Source organism: Bradyrhizobium sp. USDA 3315 (assembly GCF_054056795.1).
Genome location: NZ_JBSRYP010000001.1, coordinates 746,249 through 761,174 on the forward strand (window position 1 = coordinate 746,249; position 14,926 = coordinate 761,174).

Annotated in this window: 15 protein-coding genes, 1 tRNA gene and 1 pseudogene; 11 read left to right on the forward strand and 6 right to left on the reverse strand. The window is 63.9% G+C overall.

The genetic code is table 11. The features are described from left to right. Positions 1-298 precede the first annotated feature (298 nt). The 4 genes from ACVIYL_RS03350 (at position 299) to ACVIYL_RS03365 (ending at position 2,669) form a co-directional block, all read left to right on the forward strand. The gene (locus tag ACVIYL_RS03350) at positions 299-514 is read left to right on the forward strand and encodes a helix-turn-helix transcriptional regulator (protein WP_456777743.1); all 216 of its coding nucleotides are present in this window, start codon (positions 299-301) and stop codon (positions 512-514) included. A 78-nt stretch (positions 515-592) separates the two neighbouring features. After that, positions 593-1,216, forward strand: coding sequence for a DUF3102 domain-containing protein (locus tag ACVIYL_RS03355; RefSeq protein ID WP_456777744.1), 624 nt, complete (start codon positions 593-595; stop codon positions 1,214-1,216). Beyond that, positions 1,216-1,602, forward strand: coding sequence for a hypothetical protein (locus ACVIYL_RS03360; protein WP_456777745.1), 387 nt, complete (start codon positions 1,216-1,218; stop codon positions 1,600-1,602). The genes ACVIYL_RS03355 and ACVIYL_RS03360 overlap by 1 nt, the downstream gene beginning before the upstream one ends. A gap of 68 nt (positions 1,603-1,670) precedes the next feature. Then, a complete protein-coding gene (locus tag ACVIYL_RS03365; protein ID WP_456777746.1) occupies positions 1,671-2,669 on the forward strand; it encodes a hypothetical protein in 999 nt (332 codons plus the stop codon). 23 nt (positions 2,670-2,692) lie between these two features. On the opposite strand, the gene ACVIYL_RS03370 is transcribed toward ACVIYL_RS03365, so the two are convergent. Both ACVIYL_RS03370 and cpdR read right to left on the reverse strand, forming a co-directional pair. Next, positions 2,693-2,767 (reverse strand) — tRNA-Val (locus tag ACVIYL_RS03370). A gap of 78 nt (positions 2,768-2,845) precedes the next feature. Beyond that, entirely contained in the window at positions 2,846-3,205 is a 360-nt protein-coding gene (gene cpdR, locus ACVIYL_RS03375; protein WP_016843340.1) for a cell cycle two-component system response regulator CpdR, read from the reverse strand. Between the two features lie 306 nt (positions 3,206-3,511). Here cpdR and ACVIYL_RS03380 point away from each other — a divergent pair, with 306 nt between their 5' ends. The 3 genes and pseudogenes from ACVIYL_RS03380 (at position 3,512) to ACVIYL_RS03390 (ending at position 6,798) form a co-directional block, all read left to right on the forward strand. Then, on the forward strand, positions 3,512-4,399 hold the full coding sequence (locus ACVIYL_RS03380) for an N-formylglutamate amidohydrolase (protein WP_456777747.1): 888 nt from the start codon (positions 3,512-3,514) through the stop codon (positions 4,397-4,399). Positions 4,400-4,970: 571 nt separating this feature from the next. Continuing rightward, positions 4,971-5,750 (forward strand): histidinol-phosphatase, encoded by a 780-nt coding sequence (gene hisN / locus ACVIYL_RS03385; protein ID WP_456777748.1) that lies wholly within the window; start codon positions 4,971-4,973, stop codon positions 5,748-5,750. A 74-nt stretch (positions 5,751-5,824) separates the two neighbouring features. Next, positions 5,825-6,798 (forward strand): annotated as a pseudogene (locus ACVIYL_RS03390) (tripartite tricarboxylate transporter substrate binding protein). Between the two features lie 8 nt (positions 6,799-6,806). On the opposite strand, the gene ACVIYL_RS03395 reads toward ACVIYL_RS03390, so the two are convergent. Further along, positions 6,807-7,700: a LysR family transcriptional regulator gene (locus ACVIYL_RS03395; RefSeq protein ID WP_076827672.1), complete on the reverse strand. Its 894-nt coding sequence runs from the start codon at positions 7,698-7,700 to the stop codon at positions 6,807-6,809. A 92-nt stretch (positions 7,701-7,792) separates the two neighbouring features. Here ACVIYL_RS03395 and ACVIYL_RS03400 point away from each other — a divergent pair, with 92 nt between their 5' ends. Continuing rightward, positions 7,793-8,545 carry a sulfite exporter TauE/SafE family protein gene (locus ACVIYL_RS03400; protein ID WP_456777749.1) on the forward strand — a complete coding sequence of 251 codons (753 nt, stop codon included), beginning with the start codon at positions 7,793-7,795 and terminating at the stop codon, positions 8,543-8,545. 30 nt (positions 8,546-8,575) lie between these two features. Here the strand turns inward: ACVIYL_RS03400 and ACVIYL_RS03405 are convergent, their stop codons facing one another. Continuing rightward, positions 8,576-9,211, reverse strand: a complete 636-nt coding sequence (locus tag ACVIYL_RS03405) for a LysE family transporter (RefSeq protein WP_438077550.1) — start codon at positions 9,209-9,211, stop codon at positions 8,576-8,578. A 238-nt stretch (positions 9,212-9,449) separates the two neighbouring features. On the opposite strand from ACVIYL_RS03405, the gene ACVIYL_RS03410 reads away from it, so the two are divergent. Both ACVIYL_RS03410 and ACVIYL_RS03415 read left to right on the forward strand, forming a co-directional pair. Then, on the forward strand, positions 9,450-11,249 hold the full coding sequence (locus tag ACVIYL_RS03410; protein WP_057016253.1) for an adenylate/guanylate cyclase domain-containing protein: 1,800 nt from the start codon (positions 9,450-9,452) through the stop codon (positions 11,247-11,249). A gap of 60 nt (positions 11,250-11,309) precedes the next feature. Next, positions 11,310-11,969 (forward strand): hypothetical protein, encoded by a 660-nt coding sequence (locus ACVIYL_RS03415; protein WP_253604448.1) that lies wholly within the window; start codon positions 11,310-11,312, stop codon positions 11,967-11,969. A gap of 63 nt (positions 11,970-12,032) precedes the next feature. Here ACVIYL_RS03415 and ACVIYL_RS03420 read toward each other — a convergent pair whose 3' ends face one another. Next, positions 12,033-12,980 (reverse strand): alpha/beta fold hydrolase, encoded by a 948-nt coding sequence (locus ACVIYL_RS03420; protein ID WP_057016251.1) that lies wholly within the window; start codon positions 12,978-12,980, stop codon positions 12,033-12,035. Positions 12,981-13,201: 221 nt separating this feature from the next. Here ACVIYL_RS03420 and ACVIYL_RS03425 point away from each other — a divergent pair, with 221 nt between their 5' ends. After that, the gene (locus ACVIYL_RS03425; protein ID WP_092087522.1) at positions 13,202-13,678 is read left to right on the forward strand and encodes an Hsp20 family protein; all 477 of its coding nucleotides are present in this window, start codon (positions 13,202-13,204) and stop codon (positions 13,676-13,678) included. Between the two features lie 169 nt (positions 13,679-13,847). Here ACVIYL_RS03425 and ACVIYL_RS03430 read toward each other — a convergent pair whose 3' ends face one another. Continuing rightward, complete coding sequence (locus tag ACVIYL_RS03430; protein ID WP_253604452.1) at positions 13,848-14,681, reverse strand: hypothetical protein; 834 nt, start codon at positions 14,679-14,681, stop codon at positions 13,848-13,850. Between the last annotated feature and the right edge of the window lie 245 nt (positions 14,682-14,926).

Here is a 14,926-nt window from a genome sequence, read left to right on the forward strand (position 1 = left end):
TGCCCGCCGACCCCATAAATCCGGCGGGCATTCTAAAACTAATGGAAAACGAAACGGCAGATTTCTGATTTTCTAGCGAACGAAGTCACGCTACCGTGAAAGTGTTCATGCCTTTTCCGCAATGTGCTGTGGAATTTCGGGGACAGCCTGTGCATGACCGTGATTTTCAGTTGCGACCGGACCGGCGCGTAAGCCATTGCTGGGCCGTCAACCGGAGGCCGGGGGCGGCCAAAAAAAGAATCCGTTGATCGGGAGCAAGACCGATCGATGAGCTTTTTTGTAGCCCGAGGATTCCAGCATGGTTGATGATCCGTTCATTGAGAACGATGATACGCTTACCGAGCGTTCCCATCTCTCCGACCTCACGCGCAGGCGACTTGAGAAGCGGCAGCGCTTCCCTAAGCGAATTAAGCTCTCCACTCGCCGCACCGTCTACCGCCGATCTGAGTTTGAGGCTTGGCTGCGCGATCCGGAAGCGTGGCAACCGGCGACGCTGGAGGCCGTCGCATCATGACCGGATCGTTGGCGGTTCTGGAGGAGTCCTCCTTCGATTACGGTGCGCTTCCGGCAAACGATATCGCCAAGCTTCGCAATGGCGCAAAGCGAATTCGGTCGCTCGTCGAGATTGACCTGGGCGGCGGTCGATGCTGGCCGCGAGCTACTGGAGGCGCGAGAGAAGCTGCCTCGCGGTCAGTTTCTCGACTGGATCAAAGCCGAATGCGGCTTCGGCGAAAAGACGGCCTATAACTACATCAGCGCGGCAATATTCGTTGAAGACTGGCGCTTAAATGTAACCGTTACAAACTTGAGGCCGGCGCTTGTCTACCGACTGGCCGCCAAGAACGTACCGCCGCCGCTTGTACAGGATGTCGTGCAACGGCTGAAAAATGGTGAAGCGATTTCGACGTGCGCGGTTTCTGAGGCGCTGGAAGTCTCGAAGCAGGAAAGACTCGAAACTCAAAAAAAGCAGATCGCGCAAAAGCGCCGAGAGGTTTCGGCCAGGACTCGTCGAAAGTGGGAAAAGCAGCGGGCTCTCCAGGAGCAGGAGGAGAGTCGACAGCGCGCGCGTCAGCAAGAGGCGGTCGCGAGGGTGGTCGCTCGAATTGGCGTCGATGACGTTCGCTTCTTGATAGGCGAACTGCGCGCTGGCGATACTTGGGAAATGGTGAGGTTGCTGGCCGAAGCGGTCGATCCCTTAGCGCGGGAGGCGGCTTAATGACCGGTATCTTTGCGGCTTCTACCGCGACCAACCCGCTGGCGCCATTCGATCATTACGTCACCGAAGCAGAGGTCTGCAAACGATTCTCTCGGTTCTTGGGCGCCCGCGAACTCCGCGAGGCGCGACGCAAAAAGGAAATCGAGTTCTTGAACGGGAAAAAGGGCGCCATTCTTTATAACCCGGATTCGATCGCCGAATATCTCAAACGGAAAATCACACCATGCCAGCCGCAGCAAAACGGATTTGGGAATATCGAGGCTTCTGGATCGGCCGTGTCGTTGGTTCCGACTACCTTTACGCCCACTGGTGGGACCAGCGAAAGCGACGAACTTGTCGCAAAAGTCTTGATACAAAAGTTCTCGCGGAAGCCCAAGAACGGCTGATCGAACTCCTCGGAAGCACGGCCTCTTCGGGTAACCGATCGCCAGACGCGGTGCTATTCGTTCAGCCGTTGGACTTCTACTATGAGAACGACATCAAGCATAAGTCGTCTGCGAAGCCGGCGTTTCGAGCAATCCAGCTCGCGACGGAGTTCGCTGCGAAAAAAATCGGTCCTATGGCGCGCGTCTCAAACTTCTCACCTCTTCGCCAGAAGGAGTTCATGCGGTGGTGCGTCGACAAGTACGCTCACTCCGCCGGCACCATCGCGCGCAATCTCTCAGTGATATCGGCAGCCTTCAAATTTGCCTGCAAAGTCCAGATCGTCGTCGACGGACTCGACCGCGAAAAGGAAGTCCTGCTTCTCGACAGCGCGCCGAATGTTTACACGCAGGCGAAAGACGTGGCGGAACTAACCGCCCTCCCCGACTCGGAGCCGCGGGACTGGTTGCCGACGCTCGAGCAACTCGGTCACTTCATCGATGCGATCGACGTGAGGCAAGAGAACCTTTTTCGATTTGTGATCCTTGCTCTCAATACGTGGGCTCGGCCGGAGGCGATCCTTGACCTTCGCACCGACAAGCAGGTCGAGTGGAACATCGGGCTGATTGATCTCAATCCGCCCGGTAGGCGACAGACAAAGAAGCACAGGCCAAAGATCCGGCTGACTGAAAACCTGAGGGGCTGGTTGAAGCACTGGGACCGGTCCGCGCCCATGACATGGGACGATCAGCCGATCACCACGATGAAGCGAACATTCAAACGGCACGCGGTTGCCTGCGGCCTACCCTCGTTCACCCAGTACACGATCCGCCATTTTATGGCGACGTCAGTGAGGCGCGCCAAGCCGCCGGTGTCGAAGGAGCAGCGCGATGTCTGGCTCGGTCATGACGATGGCCGCACCGCTAGTTGGTACGAACATCATGATCCGGATTTCTTGGAGGATGCGCGACGCGCAACTGAGGAGATCATCGAGGAGTTGCAGCGGCACACGCAGCGTCCGCTCTCAACGCGCAAACTACGCGCAAAATCGTCAATCAGGCTTATTCACTCAAAAAAGGAGGCCAGTTAAGTGACTGAACCAACTTCAATAAGTGGTGGGTGCGACAGGGATCGAACCTGTGACCCCTACCATGTCAAGGTAGTGCTCTCCCGCTGAGCTACGCACCCAAAGCGTATTTGGATCGGGTCCCTATAACGGACGGCGGCGGGGCAGGCAAGGATACAAAGTGAAGGTTTTTTGGCGAATCAGGCCGCCAGCAACTTATTCACTTCGCTGACCAATTCCCTGAGGTGCACGGGCTTGGCCAGCACCTTGGCGTTTTTCGGCGCCTCCGAATCGGAATTGAGGGCCACCGCGGCAAAGCCGGTGATGAACATGATCTTGATATCGGGATCGAGTTCCGAGGCACGGCGCGCCAGCTCGATACCGTCCATCTCGGGCATCACGATGTCGGTGAGCAGCATTTCGAACGGCTCCTCGCGCAGCCGCTGGTAGGCCGACATGCCGTTGTCGTGCGGCGAGACCTTGAAACCCGCGTTTTCGAGCGCCTTGACCAGGAAGCGGCGCATATCGGTGTCGTCTTCGGCGAGAAGTATTTTCGGCATGGCAGGAATCGTCGAATCCGGCTTGAGGAGCAGTCCGAACAGTAAGCCCGACAGACGGTAAATTTCGGGTGAAATTTGCGTCAAGCCAGCGGCAAATGCGCGCCACCCATTTGTGGACCGAACCAGACATCGAATCAACCGGGTGCCGCATTTGCTGCTTTTAAGACGCGTTCCAGCTGAAACCACACTCTTTTCACTTGGCAGAATGATCGCGATTACCGACAATGCGTGCCCATAAATCTCCGCTTTTCCGGCAGACTCAGTTGCTGCGGGGGCGAGGCGGACGCAAGGGACGGCGCCAAGAGAATGACCGAATTTGCTGGCGAGTTGTCGCCCCCGTTCGAGATCGTTGAGCCGCAGGCCTGGCGCGCGCCGATCATCTTCAATTCCCCGCATTCGGGCTCGGTCTATCCGGCCGAATTCCTCGACGCGTCGCGAATCGATGTGGTGTCGCTGCGCCGCTCCGAAGACTCTTTCATGGACGAGCTGATCGCGGGCCTCAGCGATCGCGGCTTTCCGATCGTGCGGGTCAACTTCCCGCGCTCCTATGTCGACGTGAACCGCGAGCCCTACGAGCTCGACCCGCGCATGTTCACCGGGCGGCTCCCGAGCTTTGCCAATACGCGCTCGATGCGGGTGGCCGGCGGCCTCGGCACCATCCCGCGCGTGGTCGGCGACGGCCAGGAGATCTATCGCGAGCGGCTCGACGTCGACGAGGCGCTGCGCCGGATCGAGGTGCTCTACAAGCCCTATCACCGCGCACTGCGCCGGCTGATCAACAAGGCGCACCAGGCGTTCGGCGCGGTGATGGTGGTCGACTGCCACTCGATGCCGTCGGTCGGCGTGTCGCGCGACGAGCCGCGCCGGCCCGACGTCGTGATCGGCGACCGCTACGGCACGAGCTGTGCGCCGCTATTGCCCGACCTCGTCGAGGAGATCATGAGCTCGCTCGGCTATTCGATCGGCCGCAACAAGCCCTATGCCGGCGGCTTCATCACCGAGCATTACGGCAATCCGGCGAGCGGCCTGCACACCGTGCAGATCGAGCTCAACCGCGCGGTCTATATGGATGAGCGCCGCCGCGAGCGCGGCCCGCGCTTCGCGCAGGTGGCCGCCGACTTTGCCACCCTGGCGGATGCGCTGGCGAAAATCCCGTTCGGAGATCTCGGCCCGTTCCAGGCGGCCGCGGAGTAGCGCTCGGTTCGGCCGGGACTGCGGTTGCCAACCGAAGCCGTGAATATGGAATTCAGTCGGCGACTGGGCCTCACGCGAAACTGGATTCCGTGTTCACGCGCGGAAGCAATGAGCCAAGAAAAAAGGGCCGCTTGAATGAACAAGCGGCCCAAGTCTAGGGAGGAAACGCCCAAGGAGGGCAGCGATAGCGCGAGGCGCTACCGCACCGCAACAATATGCGACCGCGCTGCACAAAACGCAAGAACTTTCGAAACATTTCTTGGGTAATGTTGGAAAGTCTGGCGAAACTGCAACAGGCCGGGAGGAGCGGCTTTCCGTATGTAGGATCAATATCTTACAAGGAAAGCCCCGAGCGGTCGGCGCTCTGCGCATAGCTTGTATACCAGAATTCGCAACTTCGTGATCGAGACCGAGACCCCGGGCGCTTTCGAATCCGAAGCCAAATCGAAAGTCCGGAACCGCGTCACCGGGCTGGATAACACTCCGTTAATCGTGCGCGCCGCGCCGGATTGAGCTAGGCAAGACCGCATCCGATTTCTACCGCGTCGTTTGCGCAGTTCAGGGACATGCCGTGACGGTCATCGACTTTACCGCCTTCATCGGCCGCCTTGCGACCGCATCCGGCGAAACCATCCTGCCGTTCTTCCGCACCTCGCTCTCGGTCGACAACAAGAGCTCGAACGATTTCGATCCGGTCACCGAGGCCGACCGGGCGGCGGAAGCCGTGATGCGGCGGCTGATCAAGTCGAACTTCCCCCAGCACGGCATCGTCGGCGAGGAGTTCGGCAATGAGCGCGAGGACGCCGACTATGTCTGGGTGCTCGATCCGATCGACGGCACGAAATCCTTCATCGCCGGCTTTCCGATCTGGGGCACGCTGATCGCGCTGCTGCACAAAGGTACGCCGGTATTCGGCATGATGCACCAGCCCTATATCGGCGAGCGCTTCTCCGGCGACAACGGCTCGGCGCACTACTCCGGCCCGTCGGGCGAACGGCGGCTCTCGGTGCGGCGCTGCGCCTCGCTGAAGGAAGCGACCGTCTTCACCACGAGCCCGCTGCTGATGAATCCGGATGACCGCGCCCGCTTCGGCCGTATCGAGAATACGGCGCGCCTGTCGCGCTATGGCGGCGACTGCTACTCCTATTGCATGCTCGCCGCCGGTCATCTCGACCTCGTGGTCGAGACCGAGCTGAAGCCCTACGACATTGCCGGCCTGATCCCGATCGTCACCGGCGCCGGCGGCGTCGTCACCACCTGGGACGGCAAGCCGGCGCAAAGCGGCGGCCGGATCATCGCGGCCGGCGACCCGCGCGTGCATGAAGCGGCGATGAAGCTTTTGAACGCCTGAGTTCCCTGCCTGATTTCTTGAGTTGCCGGGCGTCTGATCCGCGCCCATCCTGACCGCAACCAGAAAAGTCAGGGATGGGCGACATGACGATGCGCGGCAGGCTGCTGGCAGCCCTTCTCCTGTTTCTCGCGCCCGTCACGGCTTTCGCCCAGGATTTTCCGACCAAGCCGATCCGGCTGATCGTGCCATTCCCGCCCGGCGGGCCGAACGACATCATCGCACGGGTGATCGGGCAGAAGATCTCGGAGCTCGCAAGGCAACCCGTCATCGTCGACAACCGCGCCGGCCAGGGCGGCGTGCTCGGCACCGACGCAGTCGCGAAGGCCGCGCCCGACGGCTACACGGTGGCGATCGCGAGCGCCGGCGCGCTGGCGATCAGCCCCAGCATGGAGAAGGTCGCCTACGACACGCTGAAGGACCTCGCGTGACGCTGGTCGCGACCGTGCCGGAGATGCTGGTGGTCGCCGCCAACGTGCCGGCGAAGAACATGAACGAACTGGTCGCGCTCGCCAGGGCGCAGCCGGGCAAGCTCAACTTCGCCTCCTCCGGCCCGGGCAGCCTGCCGCATCTCGCCTGCGAATTGTTCAAGCTGACGGCCAAGGTCGACATCGTGCACGTGCCCTATCGCGGGGCCGCGCCGGCGGTGAACGACCTGCTGGGTCAGCAGGTGCAGATGACCTTCCTCGACCTGCCGGTGATCCTGCCGCAGATCAAGGCTGGCGCGCTGCGGCCAATCGCGCTCGGTGGGCGCGAACGCGCGCCGACCGCACCCGACGTGCCGACCACCTCCGAGGCCGGCATGCCCGACCTGGTCATCGAGAACTGGTACGGCATGGTCGCGCCCGCACGCACGCCGCCCGCGATCATCATCAGGCTGAACCAGCTCGCCACCGCGGCAATGGCCGATCCGATCGTCAAGCAGAAGCTCGCCGAGCAGGGTCTGACGCTGGCCGGCGACACGCCGGAGCATTTCCGCGACTTCATCGCCGCCGACATCAGGAAATGGGCGAAGGTGATCCAGGACGCCGGCGTGGTGACGACGAAATGAGCCAGCCGTCAGCGCTGCGCTTCGGCGCGCAGATAGTCCACAAGTTGCTTGGCCGCGCGCGGCAGCGCCTTGAAGCTGCGCGCGCAGATCGTCAGCCGGCGGTTGGCCCAAGCGTCGCGGATCCTTATCGTCGTGATCGGCATCGACGCCGCGCAGCGCCGCGCCGCGGTCTCCGGGATCACGGCGATGCCGACATCGGCGGCGACCATCTGGCAGATCGCGTCGAAGCCGCGCAGGCGGGCGCGGAAGCGCAGCCGCGCCCCGAGCTTTGCGGCATGCCGCGAGATATGAACCTGCAGCGCGGATGTTGCCGTGAGGCCGACGAAATCGCGGCCGACCACTTCCTGGAAGTCGATCTGGCGGCGGCCGCCGAGATCGCCGCGCCGCGACGCCACCAGCATCAAGCGGTCCTCGCTGAACAGGAAGCGCTCGACGCTGTCGGGCAGCGCGTGCTCCGCGGCGAAGCCGAGATCGGCGGCGCCGCTGGCGATCGCGGTCGCGATATCGGTGCTCTCGCGCTCCTCGACATCGACGCTGATATCGGGATGCTCGTGCAGGAAGGCCGCGAGCGCGCGCGGCAGATGCTCCGACAGGCCCGAGGTGTTGGCGAGCAGCAGCACGTTGGCGCGCACGCCGCTGGCATAGGCGGCGAGATCGCTTTGCAGCGCCTCGACATTGTGGATCACGATGCGGGCGTGGCCGAGCAAGCTCTCGCCCGCCGCAGTAAGTTCGACGCCGCGGCGGCCGCGCTTGAGCAGCGCGACGCCGAGCGCTTCCTCGAGGCCCTTGATCCGCTCGCTGGCCGAAGCCAGCGCAAGGTTCGCGCGCGCCGCGCCCTGGGTGATGCTGCGCGCATCGGAAACCGCGATGAACAATTGCAAATCGGTCAGGTCGAACCGCATGACGTTTCCCACCCCATACCTTCGGGTCGTCCGAAGGCTAACTCCGTAACCTCCAGATTGTGCCGTTCGCATCGATCGGTCAATGTGCCGCCATGGTCGACCATCTCCTGATCTTCATCGCTTTCGCCTTCCTGCTCGCCGGCTTCGTCAAGGGGACGCTCGGCCTCGGCCTGCCGACGGTCGCGATGGGGCTGCTCGCAACCACGATGGCGCCGGGCCAGGCGATTGCTATCGTGATCGTGCCGGCGATCGTCACCAATATCTGGCAGACCTTCGTCGGCCCCTATCTGCGCGACATCATCAAGCGGCTGTGGCCGTTGATGCTCGGCACCGTGGCGGGCATCTGGATCAATGCCGGGCTGCTGACCGGGCCTTACGCGGCCTACGGCACCGTCGTGCTGGGCGTGCTGCTGGTGATCTACGCGATCGTCGGGCTGAGCAGGTTCAGCTTCAAGGTCGCGCGGCGCGACGAGAAATGGATCGGCGGCATCGTCGGCGTCATCACCGGGCTGATCTCGGCGGCGACCGGCGTTCAGGTCATCCCCTCGATGCCTTTCATGCAGGCGATCGGCATGGAGAAGGACGAACTGGTGCAGGCGCTCGGCGTGTTCTTCACCACTGCGACCGTGGCGCTCGCCTTCAACCTCACGGCATCGGGCCTGCTGACGGCAGCCACCGCGCTGCCGGGCGCGGTCGCGATGGCGGCGTCGTTCACCGGCATGTTCATCGGCCAGGCGGTTCGCACACGGATGCACCCCGAGGTGTTCCGCCGCTGGTTCCTGATCGCGATGATCCTGCTCGGCATCTATCTCGCCGGCAGCGCACTGCTCAAGATCCACGGTTAGAGCGGCAAAGCGAGAGCCTCAAGGCGCGAGCTAGCGCGCCTCCAGCGTCGCGACGCGGACGCCGAGATAGATGAAGAGCGCGCCGAGCGAGCGGTTGATCCAGGCGATCACGCCGGCCGATTGCCTGATGTGGCCGGCAGCCCGCGCCGCGAAGGCCGCAAGGCCAAGGCACCACAGCGTGCCGCCGGTGATGAAGATCAGGCCGAGCACCAGGAAGGCGAGCGTCTTGTGCGGCGAATCGGCCGCCACGAATTGCGGCAGGAAGGCCAGGAAGAACAGCGCCACCTTGGGGTTGAGGATATTGGTCAGCGCCCCCTGCCAGAACACGCGCGAGATCGAGGTCTCGCCGCCCTGCCCGGCGATCTCGGCGACCGGCTTGGCGCGCGAAAGCAGCATCTGCAGGCCGGTCAGCACCAGATAGGCCGCGCCGACCAGCTTGACGGCCAGGAACGCGGTCGACGAGGCCATCAGCAGCGCCGACAGGCCGATCGCCGCACCCAGCACATGGACCAGGCAACCGCAGCTGATTCCCATCGCCGCAGCAGCTCCGCCGCGCCATCCGAGCTGAATCGTGCGCCCGATGATATAAGCGGTATCCGGCCCCGGTGTGACGTTGAGCAGCAGGCCGGACAGGACAAACAGCCAAAGTTCGTGAATTCCCAGCATGGCAGTGAGATTAACCTATGCAAGTAACCGCCCGGAAAGGATGATCAGCCAGCCGGCGCCATCCCAGCGACACACGAATTCAGTAGAGAAACCACTGTACGATCCGTTGGTCGCATGCCAATTCCTGCTACTATGCATTATAGGTGCCTGCAAACCGGGCTTCCGCCGGACCCGGCCTGTCTTGTAAGTATCGGATTCGGTCACCTCGGCTAAGTGGCCATTCCAGGGCACAGGAGACATGGAAAGACGGCTCGCTGCCATTCTTTGCGCTGACATCGCCGGCTATTCCCGCATGATGGGTGCCGACGAGGCGGGGACGCATGCCTCGTTCAAGGCGCACCGCAGCGCGATTTACCCGATCATCCTCAATCATGGCGGCCGAATCGTCAAAAACACCGGCGATGGCTTCCTCTTGGAATTTCCGAGCATCATCGGCGCGATCGAGGCCGCCGTCGCGATGCAGACCCTGATGGCCGAGCGCAACGAACATTTGCCGGCCGACCGCGCCATGCACTTCCGGATGGGCGTCCACATGGGCGACGTGATGGCCGACGAGGACGAGGTGTTCGGCGACGACGTCAACATCGCAGTCCGTCTCGAGACGGTCGCAACGCCCGGCGGCATCGCGGTGTCGGACAAGGCCCGCACCGAAGCGGGACGGCGGCTTGCCGTCACCCTCGTCGACGCCGGCCCGCACCGCTTCAAGAACATCGCCGAGCCGGTCAATGTCTGGACCTGGGCGCCGGCCGGATCCGATGCCCAGGAGCAGGTTCCGGACGACGGCCCGCATCTGCCGGGGCAATACCGGACCGCAATCGTCGGCGTGCTGCCGTTCGACAATCTGAGCGGCGGCGCCGACGAATATTTCTCGGACGGCCTGACCGAGGACCTGATCCACGCGCTGTCGCTGCAATCCTTCTACCGCGTGCTGAGCCGCAACTCGACCTTCGCCTACAAGGGCAAGAACGTCTCGACGCGGCTGATCGCGCGCGAGATCGACGCGACCTATCTGATCCAGGGTTCGGTACGGCGCGCCGGCAACAAGATCCGCGTCTCCGCCGAGCTGATCGCGCCCGAGAAGGGCGAGCAGCTGTGGACCGGCCGCTACGACCGCGACATGGGCGACCTGTTCGCGATGCAGGACGAGATCACCGCGAATCTCTCCGCCGCCGTCGCGCAGGAGATCTATCGCGCCGAAGCATCGGCACCGGCGCGCTCGCCGAACGCCGAACTGACGGCGTGGGATCGCTTCCTGAAGGGGCTGTCGCACTACTATCAGCAGACCAAGGACGATTGCGAAACCGCGATCGCGCTGTTCAAGGAGGCGATCGAGCTCGACCCCGCGCTGTCGATCGCGCGCGCCTATCTGGCGCTGATCCAGATCCAGAGCATCCAGTTCGGCTGGATTCCGAGCACGCGCGAATTGTGGGCCTCGTCGGTCAGCCTGGCCGAGAGCAGCGTGCGGCTCGACCCGCGCTCCTCGTTCGCGTTTTCGCTGCTGGCCTATCTGCACGCGATGCAGGGCCATTACGAAGCCGCGATGGACGCCATCAAGCGGGCGATCGAGCTCAACCCCTACGACATGGGCGCGCGCGGCGTTCTGGGAATCTGCCACATGGTGATCGGCGATCATCGCAAGGCGGTCGATCTGTTCTCGACGGCGGTCCAGCGCGGCAACAGCGACCCGCGCTACCAATGGGCGGCGCTGAACGCATTCAGCCATTATCTGCTCGGGCAATATGACGCGTCGCTGTCGTGGTCGCGCGAGGGGCTGTATCTGAACCCGAACCATCTGCAGTGCCTTGCGGTGCGCACCGCAGCGCTCGCCCAGCTCGGCCGCGCCGACGAGGCCGCGCAGGCGGCCGAGGCCCTGCTCGCCAACCATCCCGAGCTGACGGTCGAGCGTCACTTGCGCAATTTCCACTGGAAGAACCCGGCCGACATCGCGCATTATCGCGACGGCCTCTTGAAAGCCGGCCTGCCGTTCGGCAAACTCGCTCTGGTTGCATCCACCTCGAAATTCGCCGTCGACTCCTGAGCGAATTCATCCACCGGTAATGGATGCTTTTTAAGCTGAAGCTTTTCAGGATGTGGTTTGATGTCCGATACGGCTGCAAGCGCGGCGCCCGCCCCGCAGATTTCCCCCGACAATCCCTGCCCGTTCCTGCGGGCGCTCGTCGCCGGCAACTATGTCGGCGGCCATATCGTGCCGCTGCCTGAACTGACCGGGACCATCGGGCGCGCAACCGGCAAGACCGGGTTCGAGGGATTCACCGCGCGGGCGAAGATCTTCATGGTGGCGCAGATCGCCAACGGCCTCGGTCCTTTCAGCCAGCTGCGCAGCCTGTTCCAGGGCGCCATTCTCGACGCGCTGCGCAACGGCCCGCTCGACAAGCACGGCGCCGGCTCGCGCATCCTCGACCAGCACGCGGTGGTCCATGAGGACGAGATCGCGCGGCTCGCGACCTTCGGCAGCGACTACAAGGCACCCGACGGCAGCGTCGAACGCGGGCTGTCGGCCGCCGAGATCAAGACGTTCATGGCGGCGAACTTCCAGCGCGCCAAGGACGAGCATCCGCCGTCCTACGGCATCCTGCACTGCTACTATCCGCTCTTGATGCTCGGCGAGTGGCCGGTGCTGCTCGACATCATGGGCAAGGGCGAAGGGAAGAACCGCTATCTCAGCGTCGCCGAGGTCAGGACGCTGTTCGTGGACAAGCGCTTTCCTGACCGGATCGTCGCGCTGCTACAGCGCTAGATTTTTGTTGGACGCGTTTTCTTCACGCGAACCGGTTTCCCCTTCGCTCGAAAACGCCATGTTTCACTTGAACAGCGGCGTGCCCGGCACGAACGCATCGAACGCCGCCCAGAATTGGCCGCGGTAGCGGTCCTGCTCCTGCAGGATCTCGTGCTTGGAGCCGGCGATCACGAGATGCGAGCCGGCGCGCAAGTGATAAGCAAACTCCTCGATCGCGGCCGTCGACACCACCTCATCATTGCTCGCCGCCAGCATCAGGATCGGCTGGCGGATTTCCGACGGATACGACGTGCCGCGGAAGGTGCGCATCGCGGTGAACGCGGTGTCGGCCCAGGCGATCGTCGGCGCCGCGATGCCGAGCGTCGGATCTTCTTCCAGGATCGCCGCGTTGCGGGCATGGCGCACCGGATCGCTGGTCACGGGATTGCCGATGAAGGGCGCGAGGCCGACCAGTTCGTCGCTGCCGCCGGGAACATAGCGGCCGCCCTGCCCGGCCAGCCGCATGATCCGAAGCAGCGCGCTCGGGAAGAACGACACGCGGCGGCGCGGCAGGTCGATCATCGGCGCCGACAGCACCATGCGGTCGAACCAGCGCTTGCCGGCATGCGCGAGGCGCAGCATCACCGCACCGCCCATCGAATGCGCCAGCGCGAAATAGGGCGGCGGGCAATCCGGCAGCACCACCTGCTGCACGAAGGTCTCGACGTCGACCTCGTAGTCGGCGAAGTCGCGCACATAGCCCTTGCGGGGATCGCGCAGCCGCCGCGACGAGTGGCCCTGCCCGCGCCAGTCGATCATCGCCACCGCAAAGCCGCGGTCGCGCAGATCGCGCACGGTCTCGAAATATTTTTCGATCATCTCGCCGCGCCCGCCGAACACGCAGACCGTGCCCTTGCGGCCGGGCGGCGGCGCCCAGCGCGCAAAGCGCAGCTCGGCCCCGTCTGGTGTCTTGATGGTGCCACTGACAACGTCGTCCGGAACCGGGTTGGCGGGAATCGAGACGAGCGTCATGAAGGGGACCGGAGTGGTGAGACAGGGTGGAGATCAAGGACGCCGGCGCCGAAAAATGCGACGCGGTTTCCGCCTCTTGAACGCGACGTGACCCCTCCCATATCACCTCCGTGCAGGCCGCTACCAGTGCTTCGGAACCGAAACATCAGGCTGCACACATCTAAGCCCGGCCCGATGGCGGGCGGGTAACTGAAACAGTCGCTCAATGGAGGACTATTCCTATGCGTAGCTACGACCTCACTCCGTTTTATCGTTCCACCGTCGGCTTCGACCGCCTCTTCAACCTGCTCGATCAGGTGACCTCGGACGGCAGCCCCGGCTATCCCCCCTACAACATCGAGCGCACCGGCGAGAATGCTTACCGGATCAGCGTTGCAGTCTCCGGCTTCTCGCAGGCCGAGCTTTCGATCGTCGCGAAGGAGAACACGCTGACGATCAAGGGCGAGAAAACCGCCAACGAGAACTCCGGCAACGGCGCCGAAGTGCTCTATCGCGGCATCGCCTCCCGCGCCTTCGAGCGCGTCTTCCAGCTTGCCGACTTCGTGCAGGTGAAAAACGCTTCGCTCGAGAACGGTCTGCTCCACGTCGATCTCGTCCGCGAGATTCCCGAGGCCAAGAAGCCCCGCAGCATTCCGATCGGCGGGGGCGAGAAGGCTCCGCAGGTCGTTGACGGCTCGGGCGGCAAGGTCGCCGCCTAAGCAACAAACCCCGCGTCAGCAGATATTGGCTGATCGCGAAAACGCCCCGGGAAACCGGGGCGTTTTTTGTTGCCGTCAGTCCGTAGCCCGGATGAAGCGAAGCGCAATCCGGGAGGGTCGTGCCGCCGGGAACGTCCCCGGATTTCGCTCCCCATCCGGGCTACGGATCTCACTCCAATCCCTGCACCTTGGGCATTGCCTGGGTCGGCAGGATCGCGGGCGCGGGCGCCGGCGGCGGAGCACCCTGACCGACGGTCGGAGCCTCGGCTTGCTGGACGGCTTGCGGCGCAGCCTGGGCCTCAGCCGGCTTCGGGGCTGCGGCCTGCTCGGCCGTCGCGGGTGTGGCTGCCTGAGCAGGCTGCGGCGTGGCCGCCTGCGGGACGGCGGCCTGGGCCGCCGGGGCCGGAGCCTGGGCTGCCGCCGGCGCTTGGGCAGCCGCCGGAGTCTGGGTCGCCGGAACCTGAGCCGCCGGAACCTGGGCCTTGGCCCCCAGCGGGTTCCGCTTCGGCACCGGCACGCGGCTGGCAACATGCGGGATCGGGAGTGGCGGGCGCGGCACCCGGGCCTGGATCGGCCGCGGCATCGGCCCGACGGGACCATCGGTCGCGCTCATTTCCTCTTCGTAATTGTCGCCGAGCCGGGAGGCCGGCGTGAAGCGGATGATGTGCCCGTCACGGGCATCGATCACCAGCCGGCCGTCATCGCCGCCCTGGTCGATCACCGAGATCGTGTAGACGAACCCGCGCTGCCGGGGCGCGCCAAGTGGCAGATAGCCGTTCTCGCGGAGCACGGTATAGACCTCGACCGGCGGCAACAGGCTCGGGACCCGGCCAAAGCGCGGCGGCGGCGGAACCTCGGGCATGGCGGCATAGGGCCCGTCCATGTCGGATACCCTGACCAGAAGCGGGCTGCCGATCCGGGCGGACGTCGCCAGCTGGGCCTCGGCCGAGGCTGCGCTGAGCGCGAGGGCGGCGGCAGCAACCGAACCTGTGAACAACTTCATCGCCGTAACTCCTGTCTGCCCCGCCCTGGAGCGTTTCCGCTCTCTTGCCGGCTTGCCCGGGGCAAAACTTCAGTTTCAAATTCGGCGGTCCTTGGTCCCTCCTTGGGCCAGATCACGGCGTGTTTGCTTCGAATCGGGGGCGCCTCATGCCCGCCGAGCCGTTCGATCCGAGCATGCGGGCGAGGACTTCCTCGCGCTTGTGTGATAGACAAAAATTTGGCAAGGTCTAAGTTAGGACAGTAAAG

What these genes read in the sequence shown, in the direction of transcription:
- ACVIYL_RS03350 (WP_456777743.1), top strand. Translation starts at nt 299, where the DNA reads ATGGTTGATGATCCGTTCATTGAGAACGATGATACGCTTACCGAGCGT.
- ACVIYL_RS03355 (WP_456777744.1), top strand. Translation starts at nt 593, where the DNA reads ATGGCGCAAAGCGAATTCGGTCGCTCGTCGAGATTGACCTGGGCGGCG.
- ACVIYL_RS03360 (WP_456777745.1), top strand. Translation starts at nt 1,216, where the DNA reads ATGACCGGTATCTTTGCGGCTTCTACCGCGACCAACCCGCTGGCGCCA.
- cpdR (WP_016843340.1), bottom strand. Translation starts at nt 3,205, where the DNA reads ATGCCGAAAATACTTCTCGCCGAAGACGACACCGATATGCGCCGCTTC.
- ACVIYL_RS03380 (WP_456777747.1), top strand. Translation starts at nt 3,512, where the DNA reads ATGACCGAATTTGCTGGCGAGTTGTCGCCCCCGTTCGAGATCGTTGAG.
- ACVIYL_RS03395 (WP_076827672.1), bottom strand. Translation starts at nt 7,700, where the DNA reads ATGCGGTTCGACCTGACCGATTTGCAATTGTTCATCGCGGTTTCCGAT.
- ACVIYL_RS03400 (WP_456777749.1), top strand. Translation starts at nt 7,793, where the DNA reads ATGGTCGACCATCTCCTGATCTTCATCGCTTTCGCCTTCCTGCTCGCC.
- ACVIYL_RS03405 (WP_438077550.1), bottom strand. Translation starts at nt 9,211, where the DNA reads ATGCTGGGAATTCACGAACTTTGGCTGTTTGTCCTGTCCGGCCTGCTG.
- ACVIYL_RS03410 (WP_057016253.1), top strand. Translation starts at nt 9,450, where the DNA reads ATGGAAAGACGGCTCGCTGCCATTCTTTGCGCTGACATCGCCGGCTAT.
- ACVIYL_RS03415 (WP_253604448.1), top strand. Translation starts at nt 11,310, where the DNA reads ATGTCCGATACGGCTGCAAGCGCGGCGCCCGCCCCGCAGATTTCCCCC.
- ACVIYL_RS03420 (WP_057016251.1), bottom strand. Translation starts at nt 12,980, where the DNA reads ATGACGCTCGTCTCGATTCCCGCCAACCCGGTTCCGGACGACGTTGTC.
- ACVIYL_RS03425 (WP_092087522.1), top strand. Translation starts at nt 13,202, where the DNA reads ATGCGTAGCTACGACCTCACTCCGTTTTATCGTTCCACCGTCGGCTTC.
- ACVIYL_RS03430 (WP_253604452.1), bottom strand. Translation starts at nt 14,681, where the DNA reads ATGAAGTTGTTCACAGGTTCGGTTGCTGCCGCCGCCCTCGCGCTCAGC.